This is a genomic window from Gelidibacter sp. (assembly GCF_035515035.1).
GTDB lineage: Bacteria > Bacteroidota > Bacteroidia > Flavobacteriales > Flavobacteriaceae > Gelidibacter.
This window is the reverse complement of the sequence record NZ_DATJCA010000144.1, coordinates 25,962-42,798: the sequence shown is the minus strand read 5'-3', so window position 1 is coordinate 42,798 and position 16,837 is coordinate 25,962. Positions and strand designations below refer to the sequence as shown.

At 37.4% G+C, this 16,837-nt stretch carries 16 protein-coding genes; 8 read left to right on the top strand and 8 right to left on the bottom strand.

Annotated features, from left to right (window positions below):
* Together VLZ86_RS11630 and VLZ86_RS11625 are read left to right on the top strand one after the other, a co-directional pair.
* A partial coding sequence (locus tag VLZ86_RS11630; RefSeq protein ID WP_325451495.1) for a M1 family metallopeptidase occupies positions 1-1,897 on the top strand: 1,897 nt, incomplete at its 5' end.
* Between the two features lie 155 nt (positions 1,898-2,052).
* Complete coding sequence (locus VLZ86_RS11625) at positions 2,053-2,967, top strand: patatin-like phospholipase family protein (protein ID WP_325451493.1); 915 nt, start codon at positions 2,053-2,055, stop codon at positions 2,965-2,967.
* Between the two features lie 11 nt (positions 2,968-2,978).
* On the opposite strand, the gene VLZ86_RS11620 is transcribed toward VLZ86_RS11625, so the two are convergent.
* On the bottom strand, positions 2,979-3,503 hold the full coding sequence (locus tag VLZ86_RS11620; RefSeq protein WP_325451491.1) for a hypothetical protein: 525 nt from the start codon (positions 3,501-3,503) through the stop codon (positions 2,979-2,981).
* Between the two features lie 165 nt (positions 3,504-3,668).
* Between VLZ86_RS11620 and VLZ86_RS11615 the strand changes: the two genes are divergently transcribed.
* Complete coding sequence (locus VLZ86_RS11615) at positions 3,669-5,240, top strand: hypothetical protein (protein WP_325451489.1); 1,572 nt, start codon at positions 3,669-3,671, stop codon at positions 5,238-5,240.
* A 204-nt stretch (positions 5,241-5,444) separates the two neighbouring features.
* Here VLZ86_RS11615 and VLZ86_RS11610 read toward each other — a convergent pair whose 3' ends face one another.
* Positions 5,445-6,719, bottom strand: coding sequence for an amidohydrolase (locus tag VLZ86_RS11610; RefSeq protein WP_325451487.1), 1,275 nt, complete (start codon positions 6,717-6,719; stop codon positions 5,445-5,447).
* Positions 6,720-6,864: 145 nt separating this feature from the next.
* On the opposite strand from VLZ86_RS11610, the gene VLZ86_RS11605 reads away from it, so the two are divergent.
* Positions 6,865-9,180 (top strand): ATP-dependent helicase, encoded by a 2,316-nt coding sequence (locus VLZ86_RS11605; RefSeq protein WP_325451485.1) that lies wholly within the window; start codon positions 6,865-6,867, stop codon positions 9,178-9,180.
* A gap of 458 nt (positions 9,181-9,638) precedes the next feature.
* Positions 9,639-10,259: an L-threonylcarbamoyladenylate synthase gene (locus VLZ86_RS11600; protein ID WP_325451483.1), complete on the top strand. Its 621-nt coding sequence runs from the start codon at positions 9,639-9,641 to the stop codon at positions 10,257-10,259.
* A 215-nt stretch (positions 10,260-10,474) separates the two neighbouring features.
* Here VLZ86_RS11600 and VLZ86_RS11595 read toward each other — a convergent pair whose 3' ends face one another.
* From VLZ86_RS11595 to VLZ86_RS11585, 3 genes are all read right to left on the bottom strand, one after another.
* Positions 10,475-11,344 (bottom strand): OmpA/MotB family protein, encoded by an 870-nt coding sequence (locus VLZ86_RS11595; RefSeq protein WP_325451481.1) that lies wholly within the window; start codon positions 11,342-11,344, stop codon positions 10,475-10,477.
* Between the two features lie 102 nt (positions 11,345-11,446).
* Positions 11,447-12,454, bottom strand: a complete 1,008-nt coding sequence (locus tag VLZ86_RS11590; RefSeq protein WP_325451479.1) for a glycosyltransferase family 2 protein — start codon at positions 12,452-12,454, stop codon at positions 11,447-11,449.
* A 49-nt stretch (positions 12,455-12,503) separates the two neighbouring features.
* Positions 12,504-12,953, bottom strand: coding sequence for a type I restriction enzyme HsdR N-terminal domain-containing protein (locus VLZ86_RS11585; protein ID WP_325451497.1), 450 nt, complete (start codon positions 12,951-12,953; stop codon positions 12,504-12,506).
* 106 nt (positions 12,954-13,059) lie between these two features.
* Here VLZ86_RS11585 and holA point away from each other — a divergent pair, with 106 nt between their 5' ends.
* The 3 genes from holA to VLZ86_RS11570 all read left to right on the top strand — a co-directional run bounded on the left by holA (position 13,060) and on the right by VLZ86_RS11570 (position 15,192).
* Positions 13,060-14,064: a DNA polymerase III subunit delta gene (holA, locus tag VLZ86_RS11580; RefSeq protein WP_325451477.1), complete on the top strand. Its 1,005-nt coding sequence runs from the start codon at positions 13,060-13,062 to the stop codon at positions 14,062-14,064.
* 264 nt (positions 14,065-14,328) lie between these two features.
* A complete protein-coding gene (locus VLZ86_RS11575; protein ID WP_325451475.1) occupies positions 14,329-14,889 on the top strand; it encodes a type 1 glutamine amidotransferase domain-containing protein in 561 nt (186 codons plus the stop codon).
* 48 nt (positions 14,890-14,937) lie between these two features.
* On the top strand, positions 14,938-15,192 hold the full coding sequence (locus VLZ86_RS11570; RefSeq protein ID WP_325451473.1) for a DUF7218 family protein: 255 nt from the start codon (positions 14,938-14,940) through the stop codon (positions 15,190-15,192).
* A 72-nt stretch (positions 15,193-15,264) separates the two neighbouring features.
* Here VLZ86_RS11570 and VLZ86_RS11565 read toward each other — a convergent pair whose 3' ends face one another.
* The 3 genes from VLZ86_RS11565 to VLZ86_RS11555 all read right to left on the bottom strand — a co-directional run bounded on the left by VLZ86_RS11565 (position 15,265) and on the right by VLZ86_RS11555 (position 16,819).
* Positions 15,265-15,849, bottom strand: a complete 585-nt coding sequence (locus VLZ86_RS11565) for a hypothetical protein (RefSeq protein WP_325451471.1) — start codon at positions 15,847-15,849, stop codon at positions 15,265-15,267.
* A gap of 79 nt (positions 15,850-15,928) precedes the next feature.
* Positions 15,929-16,435 (bottom strand): hypothetical protein, encoded by a 507-nt coding sequence (locus tag VLZ86_RS11560; protein ID WP_325451469.1) that lies wholly within the window; start codon positions 16,433-16,435, stop codon positions 15,929-15,931.
* A 9-nt stretch (positions 16,436-16,444) separates the two neighbouring features.
* Positions 16,445-16,819, bottom strand: coding sequence for a DoxX family protein (locus tag VLZ86_RS11555; protein WP_325451467.1), 375 nt, complete (start codon positions 16,817-16,819; stop codon positions 16,445-16,447).
* Between the last annotated feature and the right edge of the window lie 18 nt (positions 16,820-16,837).

Sequence of the window (16,837 nt, the reverse complement as noted above, 5' to 3'; positions counted from 1 at the left end):
GAGTTTTAAGGGCTCAAAACAGGTTTCTGGATTTGTTTCTGTTTATTTTAAAGTCATAAAAGAAGTCGATTCTGTATATCTAGATGCCATAAACATGAACTTCAGAAGTATAGCGTTGAAGAATGTCGCTACGGATAACGTCGAACACGGCGATTTTCGGGTTGATGCCGATAAAATTGTAATCTTAAACAAATTTAAAAAGAACCAAGACTATCTATTCAGTTTTTGGTATTCCGCTGAGCCTAGGCAAGCCTTATACTTTGTCGACGATCAGATTTGGACACAGGGACAAGGGAAATACACGAGCCACTGGTTGCCAAGTATTGATGATACAAATGATAAGATTGAATTTGATTTATCTATTTCTTTCCAGAAAGGTTATGAGGTTTTGGCTAACGGTGAACTTGTTGCAAAAGAAGCCATCACGGAAAATAGAACAACCTGGCATTTTGATATGAGTAAGCCCATGAGCAGTTATCTTGTAGCGCTTGCCATTGGCAATTACAATAAAAGAACGGAAACTTCAAAAAGTGGCGTTCCCTTAGAATATTACTATTATCCAGAAGATTCAGCCAAAGTAGAGTCGACTTATCGCTATAGCAAACAGCTATTTGATTTTCTGGAGGAAGAGATTGGTGTGCCATATCCTTGGGAGGTCTATAAACAGGTTCCGGTCAAGGATTTTTTATATTCCGGGATGGAAAACACAACCTTGACCATATTTTCAGATGCCTTGATAGTGGATGCCATTGGATTTAACGACAAGAATTATGTTAACGTCAATGCCCACGAACTGGCCCATCAATGGTTTGGCAATTTGGTGACAGCTACAAGTAGTGAGCATCATTGGCTACAGGAAGGATTTGCGACCTATTACGCGCTCTTGGCAGAGCGTGATGTGTTTGGCGATAACTATTACTATTGGCGTTTACATGAATACGCACAGCAGCTCTTAGCGCAGGAAAATGCAGGAGATTCCACGTCTTTGCTTGATCCAAAATCCAGTAGCTTAACCTTTTATCAAAAAGGTTGCTGGGCCTTGCATGTGTTGCGGGAGCAGGTTGGGGAAGAAGCCTTTACATTGGCGGTAAAAAATTATCTGCTAAAACATCAATACAAAAATGTTGAAACGTCTGATTTTATTCAGGAAATGGAAACGATAAGTAGTCAGGATTTATCGGAATTTGTGAAAATATGGTTGGAAGACCGTGTGTTGCCACAAGATTTGATGGTTCAGAGTTTGAAGAAATCGGAGTTTATTCAAAAGTATATGGATGTGAGTTGTGAAACCTATCCCTCCAAATGTGACGATTATTTGGTTTCAGATATTTCTGATAAGGCAAAAATCAAGATTCTTTCGCAACCTGGTTACGAGGTAGAGCTGGAGGATTTCAATAACAATCTTGAGGTACGACAAGCCATTGCTCAAAAGATGGCTACTATTCCAATAGAATTTAAAACACAGTATGAATCGCTTTTAAACGATGCGTCCTATGTGACGATTGAGAATGCTTTGTATAATTTGTGGGTGAATTTCCAAAGTGATCGCGCTAAATACCTGCATCAAACCAAAACTATTTATGGATTTAACGATTATAATGTGAAATTGCTTTGGCTGGCCTTACATTTAAATACAGTTGAATATCAACCAGATAAAAAACAAGAAATTTTTGAAGAATTAAGAAGTTATACCGATTCAAGGTTTAGTTTTGATTTGCGGATGAATGCGTTTAATTATTTAAAATTGATCAATGGGTTCGATAGAATATCCTTGGCTAATTTAATCGAAGCAAAGTCTCATCACAATTGGAGGTTTCAGCAGTTTGCAAAAAAAATGTTAGTGGAACTGCAGGATATAGAGATGTATAAGCGGGTTCTTGATGAAATGGAGAGATAGGAATAAAGATATAGCTATTGAATAATTTTTAAACTAGAAACTAGCCTGTCCCATAGCAAAGCGGAGAGGGGAAGTTGAAGTTGAACTTGAACTTGAAATGCATCAAACAAGAAACTAGAAACTAGAAGCGAGAAACTAAAAATAACACACAACAAATGAGAGCATTAGTCATATCAGGAGGAGGAAGTAAAGGTGCGTTTGCGGGAGGGGTGGCACAGTATCTTATTGAAAACAAGAGACTTAATTACGACCTATTTATTGGAACTTCTACGGGTAGCTTGTTGGTGTCTCACTTAGCGTTAAATAAGGTGGAAGAAATTAAGGAAATTTATACCAGTGTCACTCAAAGTGATATTTTTAATGTATGTCCTTTTAACATCAAAAAAAGAAATGGCATTGAGACCATTAGTATCAATCATTTCAATGTGTTACGAAATCTTTTAAGTGGAAGTAAAACCTTTGGTGAAAGCCATAATTTAAAAAAACTTATCCAATCTCACGTTACTGAAGAGGGGTTTAATGCCTTAAAAGCCTTGAAAGCTGATGTGGTGGTGACAGTTTCAAATCTGTCACTTAATCAGGTAGAGTACAAGTCTGTTAAAGATTTTGATTACGAAGAATTTATGGATTGGGTTTGGATCTCATGCAACTACACCCCTTTTATGTCGTTAGCAAAAAGGGAAGGTTGTGAATATGCTGATGGTGGTTTAGGCTCGATGGTGCCTATAGAGGAAGCTATCAGGCGTGGTGCAACTGTAGTGGATGCGGTTGTTTTGCAGACGGAAGTTACACAGTATAATAGAATGCCCTCGCTAAATGCGTTTTCATTGTTGACCAATATGTTTGCGTTTATGTTGGATAGAATCGAATTTCAAAACATCCGAATTGGAAAGTTTGTGGCCAACAACCAAAATGCGATTATTAATTTTTACTATACGCCAACCGTTTTGACTACTAATTCGTTGGTTTTCAACAAGGATAAAATGACGTTATGGTGGCAAAGTGGATTTGAATTTGCAAAATACAAAAATCAAGAAACAAGTCCGGTAGAACCTGAGAAAACGGAGTAGTTAACCGCAATTTACCACATTTCACTTACTTCCTGTTTGATATAGGAAAGTGCTGCATCACTAGGTGCGCGTTTCTCCATCATTTCAGTTAAAACAACTTCTCGTAATTTGTTGGCAGAATCCGTTTTTTCTAAAAGGCTAGCTTTTCTGATGAGTTGGATCGTGGCATTTTTTGCAGCGCATATAATGTTCCAACATTCGTCCGTAATGTAAATTTGTTGCGATAGATTATGCTCAAATTCCTGTTCAATGTTCGCTATAAGTAAGCTTTCGTAACTATCTTTATCAGAAGATGTTGGCTTGACCCTAATCATTAGTTTGGAAGGGGTGATGCGCTCTAGGAAAAGTACCATGCGTTCATAGGCTTGCAGGCGTAAGGGCATGGCTTTGACTTGCATATCTTTTTGAAGTAGAAAACGTCTTCTGCCATCCTCGTTTTTGGTGTGTTCCTTAAAAAAATAATAGGCTATCAGTCCAGTGATTAAAGCTGGGATGGCATAGAGTAAGGCGTCAACTAGTTTTGGTACTAATTCCATAATGGGCTGTTAAGTTTTATCAAACATAAGATGTTTTTATTTAAATTTCGCAAAGAAATTAAAAAAACGATTATTTAAGGATGTAACGAGTTTAGGCTACGTGTAATTTTAATTTTTAAATTTAAATTTTCAAAACAGTTGTCTATAAAAGTATATCTTTAAACTATGACCAAACCTGTAAAAATTACTTTGATTCTAGTGTTTTCTGTGGTAGTCCTTGCTGTTGTAGGCTATTTTGTGGCAACTGCTATTGTGTCCTCAAAACTAGAAAATTTTCTTAAAACAGAACTTCCAGAAAACCTGAGTATGAATTATGGCTCTTTAGATGTCAGCATATGGCGAGGAGATGTCATAATTGTCAATCCTAAAGTTGTGGATAAGGGAGTTCATGCTTCAAAAAGCAAGGTCCAGGTTGAGCTCGATACCATATTGGTTAGTGGCTTTGGGCTTTGGAGCTATCTCCTTAACGATCAGATTCATGTGGAAAGCGTGCAGATGAGAAGTCCTAAGTTGCTGTATAACCACAATAGCGCCATTCCCAAAAATGAAGATCAGGATTCTTCCCGAGATAAATGGAAAGGAAAGATTAAGGTAGGTAGATTTAATATCCAGAATGCAGAAATAAGTATTAAGGATATTGAAACGGACTCTCTAGTATTTTATACGGAAGAATTGACGGCAAATGTAATGGACATCAGTATAGACGCGGCTTCCGTCAAAAATCGTATTCCTTTTAATTACACGGATTATAATCTTTCCTACAACAACTTATTCTATAGTATGGGCGATTATGAAAATCTTAAAATTGCTTCGGCTAATATCACTCAGGACAAGGCGGTTTTTAACCAAATGAAAATGTATACCAAATACTCCAAAGCACAATATGATAGAATGATCCCTATTGAGCGCGATCATTTTGATGTGTCCATAGCTTCATTGGTTTTGGAGGATCAGAAATTCGGGTATGAAAAGGATTCTGTTTTTTATTTTAAGAGCCCAAAAATTACTTTTGAGAATCCAGAAATGTATATTTATAGAAACAAGTTGGTTGCTGATGATCTTACTCGTAAAATTTTGTACAGTAGGATGTTAAGAGAGCTTAAGTTTGATTTGACTTTAAGTGGTGTTTTTCTTAAAAATGGAACTATTGTATACTCTGAAAAAGTGAATGCCGATATGGGCGCAGGGGAACTTTCATTTACAAAAATGAATGTCGACATAAAAAATATCAGTAATACTTATGACCAATCAGAAAAAACCACCTTAGATATTGATGCTGTATTTATGGCGAGAACGCCGTTAAAGGTGAAATGGGAATTTGATGTTAACAACGTCAATGATGCGTTTGTATTTAGAGTGGATATTGGAAAACTTCCCGCGGCAGATTTGAATCCCTTCTCACAACCCAATCTAAAGGTGAAACTGGTAGGCGAGCTTTTAAAAACCTATGCCACGGTATCAGGAGATGCCAACACCTCCAGGGTGGATATGCGAGTGAATTATGAAGATTTTAAAGTGGAAATTTTGGATGGTGAAGGCGAAAAGAAAAAAAAGGTCCTATCCGCCATAGCGAATTTGTTTATTGCAAAAAATAGCGATCGGGCAGTTGATGGGTTTAGAGAAGGGAATAAAGAGGGAATTGAGCGCGATCATACCAAATCAATCTTTAATTTCCTCTGGATTAGCATCAAGGCAGGATTGGCAAGTGTATTGACGGGGGACGGGAAAAAGAAGTAGCGGCATTCCGATTTTTTGATAATGGCGAAAGATGTTAAATCAAAAGTTGATTAGGAGTAGTCTATATCTCATTTTAGAGATCTGAAATAGTTATTATTTAAGGGGTTAAATTATTGAATTTTAATATCTACTAGAAACAAGAAACAAGAAACAAGCCTGCCCGTCCGAAGCTTTTGAGGAGGCGGGAAACCAGAAACTCCAATTTTAATCCAGCTCCAAATAGTCAATTGCCAACTGTGTCAGTGTCTTAACACCCAATAACATTCCGCTTTCGTCAATGACAAAATCTGGCGTATGATGTGGAAAAGCTTCCGTGTTACCTGGAGTCATTCCACCCAGGAAAAAAAACAGCCCAGGGACGGCTTCTTGAAAAAACGAAAAATCTTCTCCACCGGTGACGGCTTTGGTAATAAGAACTTGATCGCTTCCTGCAACTTTTTGAAGCGTTGGCAACATTGTAGCGGTTAAATCCAGATCGTTGTAAGTTATGGACGTAAAGTTTTCAAATGCGATAGTCGCTTCGCCACCATAGGCCTTGGCGATGGTTTCGGTCATTTCAGTCATGCGTTTAATGATTTTTGCTTTCATATCAGGATCCAAGGAGCGAACGGTTCCGATAAGTTCAGCGCTTTCAGGAATTATATTGAAACGAACGCCACTGGTGATTTTCCCTACGGTAATCACGGCGGCTTCCTTGGTCAAATCGAGCTCTCTGCTGACAATGGACTGAAAACCGTCAATAATTTTTGCTGAAATCAAAATAGGGTCAACACCAAGCCAAGGCTGGGAGCCATGACTTTGTTTGCCCTTGACCTTAACTACAAACCGCTCCACAGCAGCCATAATACCACCAGATTTGTATTTGATTGTACCTACAGGCGTTGCCGAATTGATATGCAGGCCAAAAATCGCATCTACTTTTGGGTTTTCCAGAACGCCTTCTTTTATCATGAGTTTGGCGCCACCTTCTTCTCCGGGAGGCGGACCTTCTTCCGCGGGTTGAAAAATGAATTTCACGGTACCCTTGATTTTGTCTTTATGTTGGGATAAAACCTCGGCAACGCCCATTAAAATAGCTGTATGGGTATCATGTCCGCAGGCATGCATCACCCCGGTTTTGGTGCCCATAAATTCTGTTTCAACCTTCGACCTAAACGGCAAGTTATTACGCTCCGTGACGGGAAGGGCATCAATATCCGCTCTCAAGGCCACAACTTTGCCTGGATTGTTTCCTTTTAAAATTCCCACAACTCCAGTTTGTGCAACACCAGTTTGAACTTCAAGGCCCAAAGATTTTAAATGCTCAGCAATTTTCTCTGCTGTCTTAAATTCCCGATTGCTCAGTTCGGGGTGCTCGTGAAAATGTCGTCGCCATTCAATTACTTTAGATTCTATAGCGTTAAAATCGGCTTCTAAATCAGTTTGGGCATTTAACAGCGTGCTTCCGAAGAGACAAATGAAGAGGAGTGAATAGTTCATGGGATGTTTTTTTTGTAATCATTCTAAAGATATTCTTTTTCTTTTAAAGATGGAATACAATTGCAATTGTTTATAATTATTGATAAAAACGTTCTCTAAAAACAGAAGCTTTGGTTAATTTCACGGATTAATAATTGAAAGAGATTTGGAAAAGTATTTAAGTCAGTTAAATGAAGCGCAGTTAGCACCAACACTGCAAAAAGATGGTCCCATGATTGTGATTGCGGGTGCTGGTTCTGGTAAAACTCGTGTGTTGACGTATAGGATTGCTTACTTAATGAGTTTGGGGGTTGACCCTTTTAATATTTTGTCGTTGACGTTCACCAATAAGGCTGCTCGTGAAATGAAGGGCAGGATTGCCGATATTGTTGGGAGCAGTGAAGCAAAAAATCTTTGGATGGGAACGTTTCACTCCGTTTTTGCGAAAATTCTTCGGATTGAAGCCGATAAATTGGGCTATCCGAGCAATTTTACCATTTATGACGCACAGGATTCGCAACGCTTGATAGGTGCCATTATAAAAGAAATGGGACTTGATAAAGATATTTATAAAACGAAACAGATCAGTTCAAGGATTTCATCCTATAAAAATAGTTTGATTACGGTGAAAGCTTATTTCCAGAATCCAGAGCTCATTGAGGCCGATACCATGGCCAAACGGCCGAGGTTGGGAGATATCTATAAAAATTATGTCGATCGTTGTTTTAAGGCGGGCGCTATGGATTTTGATGATCTGCTATTGAAAACCAATGAATTGCTCACACGTTTCCCGGATGTGTTGGCCAAATATCAAAACCGGTTCCGTTATATATTGGTAGACGAGTATCAGGATACCAACCATTCCCAATATTTGATTGTTAGGGCGTTGTCTGATCGATTTCAAAATATTTGCGTTGTTGGAGATGATGCTCAAAGTATTTATGCCTTTAGGGGTGCCAACATCAATAATATTCTAAATTTCCAGAAGGATTATGACGATGTGAAAATGTTCCGATTGGAGCAAAACTACCGCTCAACCAAGAATATTGTCAACGCTGCCAATTCCATCATCGAAAAGAACCAGACCAAACTTGAAAAAGTGGTATGGACGGCCAATGATGAAGGGCCCAAGATAAAAGTCAACCGGTTGATGACGGACGGTGACGAAGGCCGCTTTGTGGCCAGTTCCATCTTTGAAAACAAAATGGAACATCAATTGATGAATAGTGATTTTGCCATTTTATATCGCACCAATGCACAATCCCGTGCCATGGAGGATGCGCTGAGAAAACGCGGTATTCCTTATCGAATTTATGGCGGCCTATCTTTCTATCAGCGAAAAGAGATTAAGGATGTCTTGTCCTATTTACGATTGATCATCAATCCAGCCGATGAAGAGGCGTTAAAACGCGTTATCAATTTTCCAGGCCGCGGGATAGGGCAGACTACTATTGATCGATTGGTGGTGGCTGCAAATGGCTTTAACCGCTCAATTTTTGAGGTGATGCAACATATTGATAAAGTTGACATCAATATTAATTCCGGCACTAAAAATAAACTTAAGAATTTTGTCACCATGATCGAAAGTTTTCAGGTGATGAATCAAACAGCGAATGCTTTTGAGCTGGCAGATCACGTGACCAAAGTGACTGGATTGATCAAGGAATTCAAGGATGATGGCACGCCGGAAGGGATTGCCAAAATGGAAAATATTGAAGAATTGCTTAATGGGATTAAGGATTTTGTTGAAGGACAAGAGGAATTGGCAGATGCCACAGGTGCCTTAACAGAATTCTTGGAAGATGTAGCCTTGGCCACCGATTTGGATGCCGATAAAGGCGATGCAGATCATGTGGCCTTAATGACCATTCACTTAGCCAAAGGTTTGGAGTTCCCGTATGTTTATATTGTGGGCATGGAGGAGGATTTATTCCCAAGTGGAATGAGTATGAACACCCGCAGTGAGTTGGAGGAAGAGCGACGTTTATTTTACGTGGCTTTGACCAGGGCGGAAAAGCAAGCGTATCTTACCTATACCATGTCACGTTACCGTTGGGGAAAATTAATAGATGCTGAGCCAAGCCGCTTTATTGAGGAAATTGACGAAAGTTTCTTGGAAATCATGACGCCAATTGACGATCGACGCTTTAATCCGATGTTGTCTGCGGATATTTTTGGTGATGTGGAGCCCAATATGATCCGATTCAAAAAACCAGCCAAACGAAAATCTGAAGAAAAACCACCTAAATTTATTCCACCGGCAAAACTGAAGCCAATCGGGAAGTCTACCGGAAGTCCTGATGTTAATTTGTTTGACGGCAAGTTGACGGTAGGCAATGTGGTAGAACACATGCGTTTTGGTAAAGGTGAAGTCTTAAAAATTGAAGGCGTTGGTGCAGATACCAAGGCCGAAATCAATTTTGAGCATGGCGGTGTTAAAAAATTATTGTTACGTTTTGCGAAATTGGATGTATTAGGATAAGAATCTTATTAGATTTTTGCTTCATATGCGTTTGAGTAAACACTCTTAATTTTGATCAAGTGCCCAATAGTTCAATTCCTATCCACCCATGACCTGCATTTCATAGCGTTTAAAGTCGTGGTTAAGTCCCAATTGTCTTAGCCGCGATCTCATGGTAAACCTTCATGTTGTTGGCATTGAAGGATCTATTCCACCAAAAAATAGAATGGTTGTAGGTGCAATAGCAGTCGCCGGATGCTACGAACTGACATCTTCCAAAAATTTGGTAGAAACCCCACTACCATAGAAATTCATTAAAACCCGTATATTTGGATCTATAGACCTTGATCCCGTTCATAAGTATTTTCTTTGCTAAAAGGAAATGATATGGAAGCAGGGCAACAAAGAGTAAATTGGTTTTATGCCCTTCATGAAGAAATTATTAATTACTTTATAAACGCAATTACAATACACATATTATGGCTGAATTCATAAGAATATACGAAGAGAACCCCAACGCTAAAGAAATTAAAAAGGTCATTAAGGTCCTTAAAAATGGTGGATTGATTATTTATCCTACGGATACTGTTTACGGTTTAGGCTGCGATATTAACAATATCAAGGCATTGGAGCGTGTGGCACAAATTAAGGGGGTGAAATTGGACAAAGCTAATTTTTCCTTTATCTGTCATGATTTGAGCAACCTAAGTGACTATGTCAAGCAAATAGACACGACCACGTTTAAAATATTAAAGCGCGCACTGCCTGGTCCCTACACGTTCATTCTTCCGGGTGCTAAAACGCTTCCGCATCCTTTTAAAAAGAAAAAGACAGTTGGAATCAGGGTCCCCAATAATAATATTGCTTTAGAAATTGTAAGACAACTAGGGCGACCAATAATTTCCACCTCAATTAGAGATGAAGATGAAATAATTGAATACACCACAGATCCTGAATTAATTTTAGAAAAATGGGGTAACCTGGTCGATTTGGTAATTGATGGAGGATATGGTGATAATCTCGCTTCTACAATTATTGATCTATCCGAAGAGGAGCCTGTCATAATAAGAGAAGGTAAGGGAAGTTTGGAGATCTTTTAGACAAGTTTTCACTCGCCTTTATTAAAATAGCCAAAGTCTGTCTAATTGATGAAAGGCATATTAATGCAATTAATCAAGCAGTTTGGATAGCTGCCACTTGAACATTGTCTAACTTGTGGAAGTATTGTGCAGATTAAAAAGAGATTTCTGACTGCGAAGGAATAAAAAAAGCTCAACCTTCAAGTTGAGCTTTTTAAATATTTTAAACTGATTGTTTAGTTCTTTTTGTCTTGAGCAATCATGTTTTTCATTTCTTTTTCAACCATATCGTAGAACTGGTCAATCTTAGGAAGTACTAAAATTCGTGTACGTCTGTTAATTGATCTGTTCTCAGCCGTATCGTTAGGTACTAAAGGCACATACTCACTACGTCCAGAAGCAATTAGTTGTTTAGGGTTGACACCTAATTCTTCTAATACTCTAACAATTGAAGTTGCACGTTTTACACTTAAATCCCAGTTGTCAACTAATACGCCACCTCTATTGTAAGGTACGCTATCGGTATGACCTTCAACCATACATTCAAAATCAGGCTTTCCGTTAACTACAGTTGCTACTTTGCTTAAGATAGTCTTAGCTCTAGAAGTAACGTTGTAGCTTCCACTTTGGAATAATAATTTATCCGCAATTGAGATATAAACCACACCTTTTTCCACATTAATTTGAATGTCTGGATCGCTAAGACCAACATCTTTTTTCAAACTTGTTACAATTGCAAGAGTTACACTGTCTTTTTTGGTTAATGCATCTTGCAAACGGGTAATCTTAAGATCTTTTTCTTTTAGGCTCTCAAGAGATCTTTCAAGATTCTCAGCGCCTTTTTTAGTTAAGGTAGTTAAGTTTCCTTTGGTGTCAATCAAATCCTGGTTTGTTCTGCGCATATCAGCCAATTGTTCTTGTAGGCCTTCAACGCGTGCTTGTGCAGCAGCTCTTTCAGAGATACAGCTGTTTAGCTTTACAGTTGCGGTATTTAATAAATCTTGTGTTTCTTTTTGTTTGGCTTCAAGTGCTGCATATTCTTTTTTAGATACACATGAACTTAAAACCAACAATGAAAACACACTTAATAACATGATTTTTTTCATAATGGTAGTGATTAAATAATTAGAAATTTAATAAGGCAAAATTATATAAAAAATGCTACTAAAGCGAAGAATTAACAAGAATTTTAACACTTTAATTCTTACTTAAAGTTTCTTTTGATTTTTCCCAAAATAAAGCCATACAATTGAATTGATTTGGTAGTAATTACATGGTTTGAAGGTACTTATTTGAAGTTGCAAAAGTTGACGTTTTTTTAGAAATTGTGGAAGGCGCCAGTAAAAATTAGCATGGGCTTTTAAAACCGCCAGAATGTGGGCAAATTTAAATTCTATTAAAAACTTAAAACTTGCCAATCCATCCAAAACAAGCCGAACAAAGATTAAAAAGAAAATGTTTTTAGGAGCATTTTTTGTCAAGGTGAATAAACTGTTTCTGAAATTGAGATAGGTTTTTTTCGGATTGTTAGTGTCTAAGGTAGCACCACCAACATGGTATACCGATGAAGTGCCAACATATTTGGTGGTATATCCAACATTATGGGCGCGCCAACAAAGATCTATTTCCTCCATATGAGCAAAGAAAGATTCATCAAAACCATTTAATTTTTCGAAAACAGATTTCCTAATAAAAAAGCAAGCGCCCGAAGCCCAAAAAATTGGGATGGTGTCATTATATTGACCAAGGTCTTTTTCGATCGTATCAAAAATCCGTCCTCTACAATAAGGATATCCAAATTTGTCAATAAACCCGCCGCCAGCTCCAGCGTATTCAAAATAGGCTTTGTTTTTATAATCGAGTATTTTTGGCTGAATTATGGCAGTCTTTGGTTCAGAACCAAAGAGGGCGCTTATAGGTTGTAACCAATCTTTAGTGACCTCAATGTCACTATTGAGAAGACAGAAAACCTCTTCATCAACCTGTTTTAGCGCGTCATTATAACCTTTGGCATACCCACCGTTTTCTTTGTTTTTTATGATTTTTACCGAGGGGTAATTCGTTTTTAAGAAACTGACGGAATCATCCGTGGAGGCATTATCGGCCACGTAAATAGCGGCATTTTCAGAATACTTAAGGACTGAGGGAAGAAATTTCTCCAACAAGGCCTTGCCATTCCAATTTAATATAATTACTGCTATTTCTTTTTTAGCCACGAATAATAATTTTTAATTTTCACCTACAGAACCCTAGACCTCTGAACCATTAATCCCTTTCATATTCTGGAATATCCCTTAAAAACACATAGCTCTCGGCCTGAAAATCCATCTGACAGTAATAATGTTGCAACCCATTGGTGACCATCAAATATTTTGCCTTCAACGTAAGGTTGTAACGCGCAATTTGATCAAATGTACTTTGGTCAATTTCAACTTGTGGGGCTTTACATTCCACAATCAGATGGACCTCACCTTGCGTGTTGAACACCACAATATCATAGCGTTTTTTTAGATTGTTGATGGTCAATTCCTTTTCCACATTTATTAATGAATGTGGGTATTTTTTTTCAGTCATTAAGTAGTGCACACAATGTTGACGCACCCATTCCTCAGGTTGTAAAATCATAAATCTTTTGCGAACAACGTCGAAAATAGATACTTTATTTTCGCTATTTTTGAATCGGAACGAAAACTTTGGAAAATTAAGTGGTTGCAAGACTTCTAATTTAGACATGGCCAAAGTTAATCTTCAATAACCAAATACCAAATTCCCCAAGGTAAAAATGGAATTTGGTACATGAGAATTTCAAAATTTATAAAGTTTGGACGAAGTTAAACAGATAGCTGCCGATATTAAGAGTAGAAAGTTGAAGCCCATTTATTTCTTAATGGGCGAAGAGCCCTATTATATCGATAAGATTTCAGATTTTATTCAAGATAATGTTCTTACCGAGGAAGAGCGCGGTTTCAACCAGATGGTGCTTTATGGACGTGATGTGTCCATAGATGATATCGTAGGAAATGCCAAGCGGTTTCCAATGATGGCGGAATATCAGGTAATCATTGTTAAGGAAGCTCAAGATTTATCACGAACTATTGAAAAGTTAGTTGACTATGCTAAGACCCCTCAGCCTTCCACCATCTTGGTGATGAACTATAAGTACAAGACGATTGACAAGCGGAAATCACTTTACAAAACCATCAATAAAATGGGAGTGGTTTATGAAAGCAAAAAACTTTATGAAAACCAGGTTGCCGATTGGATTAGACGGGTGTTGGCTCCTAAAGACTATACCATTGCCCCAAAAGCGTCGCAAATGTTGGTGGAGTTTTTAGGCACGGATTTGAGTAAGATCAATAATGAGTTGGATAAACTACAGATTGTATTACCAAAGGGTACGCAAATATCCCCAGAACATATAGAAGAGAACATTGGAATCAGCAAAGATTTTAACAACTTTGAATTGCGAAAGGCGATTGGGGAGGGCGATCTTAAAAAGGCCCATCAGATCGTAATTTACTTTGCCGAAAATCCTAAAGACAATCCCATGGTGGTTACGGTTTCTTTGTTATTTAATTTCTTTTCACAATTGCTGTACTTACATGGAATGAATGATAAATCGCCTAGAAATGTCGCTTCTGCATTAAAAATCAACCCTTATTTTGTGAACGAATATATTACGGCCTCAAGAAATTTTCCGATGAGAAAAGTGAGCAGTATCATTGCTACTTTACGTGAATTTGACGTAAAGAGTAAAGGTGTTGGCTCTAATTCCGTGCCTCAAGGCGATTTGTTAAAAGAGCTTTTGGTGCGGATTATGAACTAATTAAAACTTTCAAATTCCAACTTTCAAATTCTGGTATTTCCTTAGAGGATGAGCACTATATTTTTTTTAGTAGAGTCTATTTAAGATAGTTTGTTATTTAACTTCAACTTTAATTTAAATTTCGACTTCAATTTGATTTCCTATTTTATGAAACGTTAACATCTTGTGCTAAGCTTAGGTTAAAGCCTCGCTGTGATTTTTATGTACGCTATTTTTTTGTTAAGTTATAACATGTCGAATAGTAATTTTAAAAACATAAAAATTATGAAAAACCTAAAAAATAAGAGAGTCGCAATTTTAGCGACCAACGGATTTGAAGAAAGTGAATTGAGAGATCCAAAAGCCGCGTTGGAAAAAGCGGGGGCTGAAGTCCATATTGTTTCAGAAAAATCAGGAACAATAAAATCTTGGACGGATGGCAATTGGGGTTCAGATTATACGGTTGATAAAACTTTGGACGAAGTGAGCCAAACAGATTATAGTGCTTTGATGCTACCAGGCGGTCTGATCAATCCTGACACTTTAAGAAAAAATTCTAAAGCGGTATCTTTTATAAAGTCATTTTTCGAAAATCATAAACCAGTAGGCGCCATTTGTCACGGACCTTGGTTATTGGCAGAAGCTGATGTGTTGAAAGGTCGGAAAATCACCTCTTATAGCTCCATCAAAACCGATATGATCAATGCCGGCGCCAATTGGGTGGATGAAGAAGTTGTCGTTGACCAAGGGTTGGTAACCAGTAGAACTCCTAAAGATTTACCTGCCTTTAACTCAAAATTAGTTGAAGAAATTCATGAAGGAAAGCATAAAGAACAAGTGGCATAATATGTAGAGGCATAAGTGAAGTGCTTGAAAACTCAAAATAAACGAATTATGGAGAAACAAAAAGAGCATGGTCCAAGTATAAAAAATGATGCGCGCTATGAAGCCTTAAGAGATGAAGGTTACAGCAAACAAAAAGCGGCCAGAATAGCCAATACCAAGGATCCTGGTAAAAAGGGAGGAAAGGCCGAACGTTATGAAGACCGCACGCGAAGTGCGCTTTATGAAAAAGCCAAAGATATTGGCATTAAAGGTCGAAGTAAAATGGATAAAGAAGAATTGATCCATGCACTAAGGAATAATTAATTGGAAGCAATTCTTAGTTAAAATGAAAAACGTCAGACATTGAAAATTATGTTTGACGTTTTTTTATGAGGTTTAAAATGAATTAAATTGTGCCATTATTTTTTCAAGTTTTTTAAAATTGGCATCATAAGTTTCCCGAGTTGCTGTTAAATCAATCCATAAAAACGCTTTGGAAGTTTCAACAATGATGTAGCAGGAGTTGTAAAAGGTATCCTCTGACTTTAGTTGGACCTTGTACGCTTTACCAATGCTTTTGAATTCAGGAAGGTCTTTTTTAAATAGGATTTTATGGTCATTTGACCATTTTGGAGTGTCTCCAGATCGGTACCCAACTATGACCCAATTTTCAAAGTTTTGGAGGGTTTTAAATTTTTCCTTTTCGAAGGACTTAAATAAAAGGGCACTTTCTGATTTCTCGATTATAGGAAATGTACCGCCAAAAAAATTAGGACTTGGTGTTTCTTTAATATCCCACCATTTTGGTATTATCACGCTGTAGCCGTAAGTGGAATCGACATAATTAATTTGATCCTGTCCTGACTTTTGTTTTGAAATGACGTGTGCAGCATTCGTATTTACGGTGGCCTTTGTCTGGGAAAAACCAATATTCGGGACTTGGACAAGAAGAACCACTACGACTAAAATTTTTATATACATGGAGTTAATTAATTTAATGAAGGTGGAATATTTCTTTAATGCTCCACTGGAAGAATATCCGACTTATTTAAGAAATTGTTTAGAGTTTGAACACTTTTGAATTGTCCCTGAACTCTTCCAATTCCTCCAATAACAAATTATAATCATACTGTAAGTCTTCATGCAGGTTGCTAACTATTTTCTTTATGGCTACAATCTGACGGTCATATATATTGTTGAGGGTGACGTTTTTAAATATGGAAGGCTCGAAGTCTTTAAGAACTGTGCAAAAGTGAATCAATAATTCCACTTCAGTTTCTTTTTTTAGGGAGTACCTGGCATATTTTTTAATGTTTCTCAGAATTTTTCGAACACTTTTCTTAATATAAAAATAACTGTTGGTGTTGATGGTTTTAAATTGTTCATCAATTTCAGCTTTTACGCTTTCGATATATCCCGCTTCGTCATGCGATTCAAATAATAAATAGGTAAGCAGCTCCTTGTTTTCCTTTTTGAATTTTGAAAGACGCAAACAAAGTTCCAGCAATTCTTCTGAAGAACGATGTTTTAATTCTTTCTTTATGGTAACAACCGAAACTGCTTTCATTTAAAATTATTATTTTTTGTCAACTGAATATTTTCCAGCCCCAAGCAATGCGATAACGATAAATCCAATCAGATATAACAATGCTTTTTCTTTAGTTCCAAAACTGTCTTGGGCATGTACAATAAAAGCGGCAACGCCCATCGTACCAATGGTCGGAATAGCCGCAATTCTGGTTTTAAAACCCAGAATAATAAAAATTGGCGCTACAACTTCTCCTATAAGAGCTAAAATGAGCGATACCGTATTGCCTACGCCTAAAGGATCAGAAAAACCACCGGGATTTTCAAGTAGAATATTAATTTTAGGAATGCCATGGGTCAATAGCATTCCTGAGAAGCCTACTCTTAAAATAGCAAGCGCCAAATCATTAAATTTATTTTTCATTTACAAAGGTTATTAAAT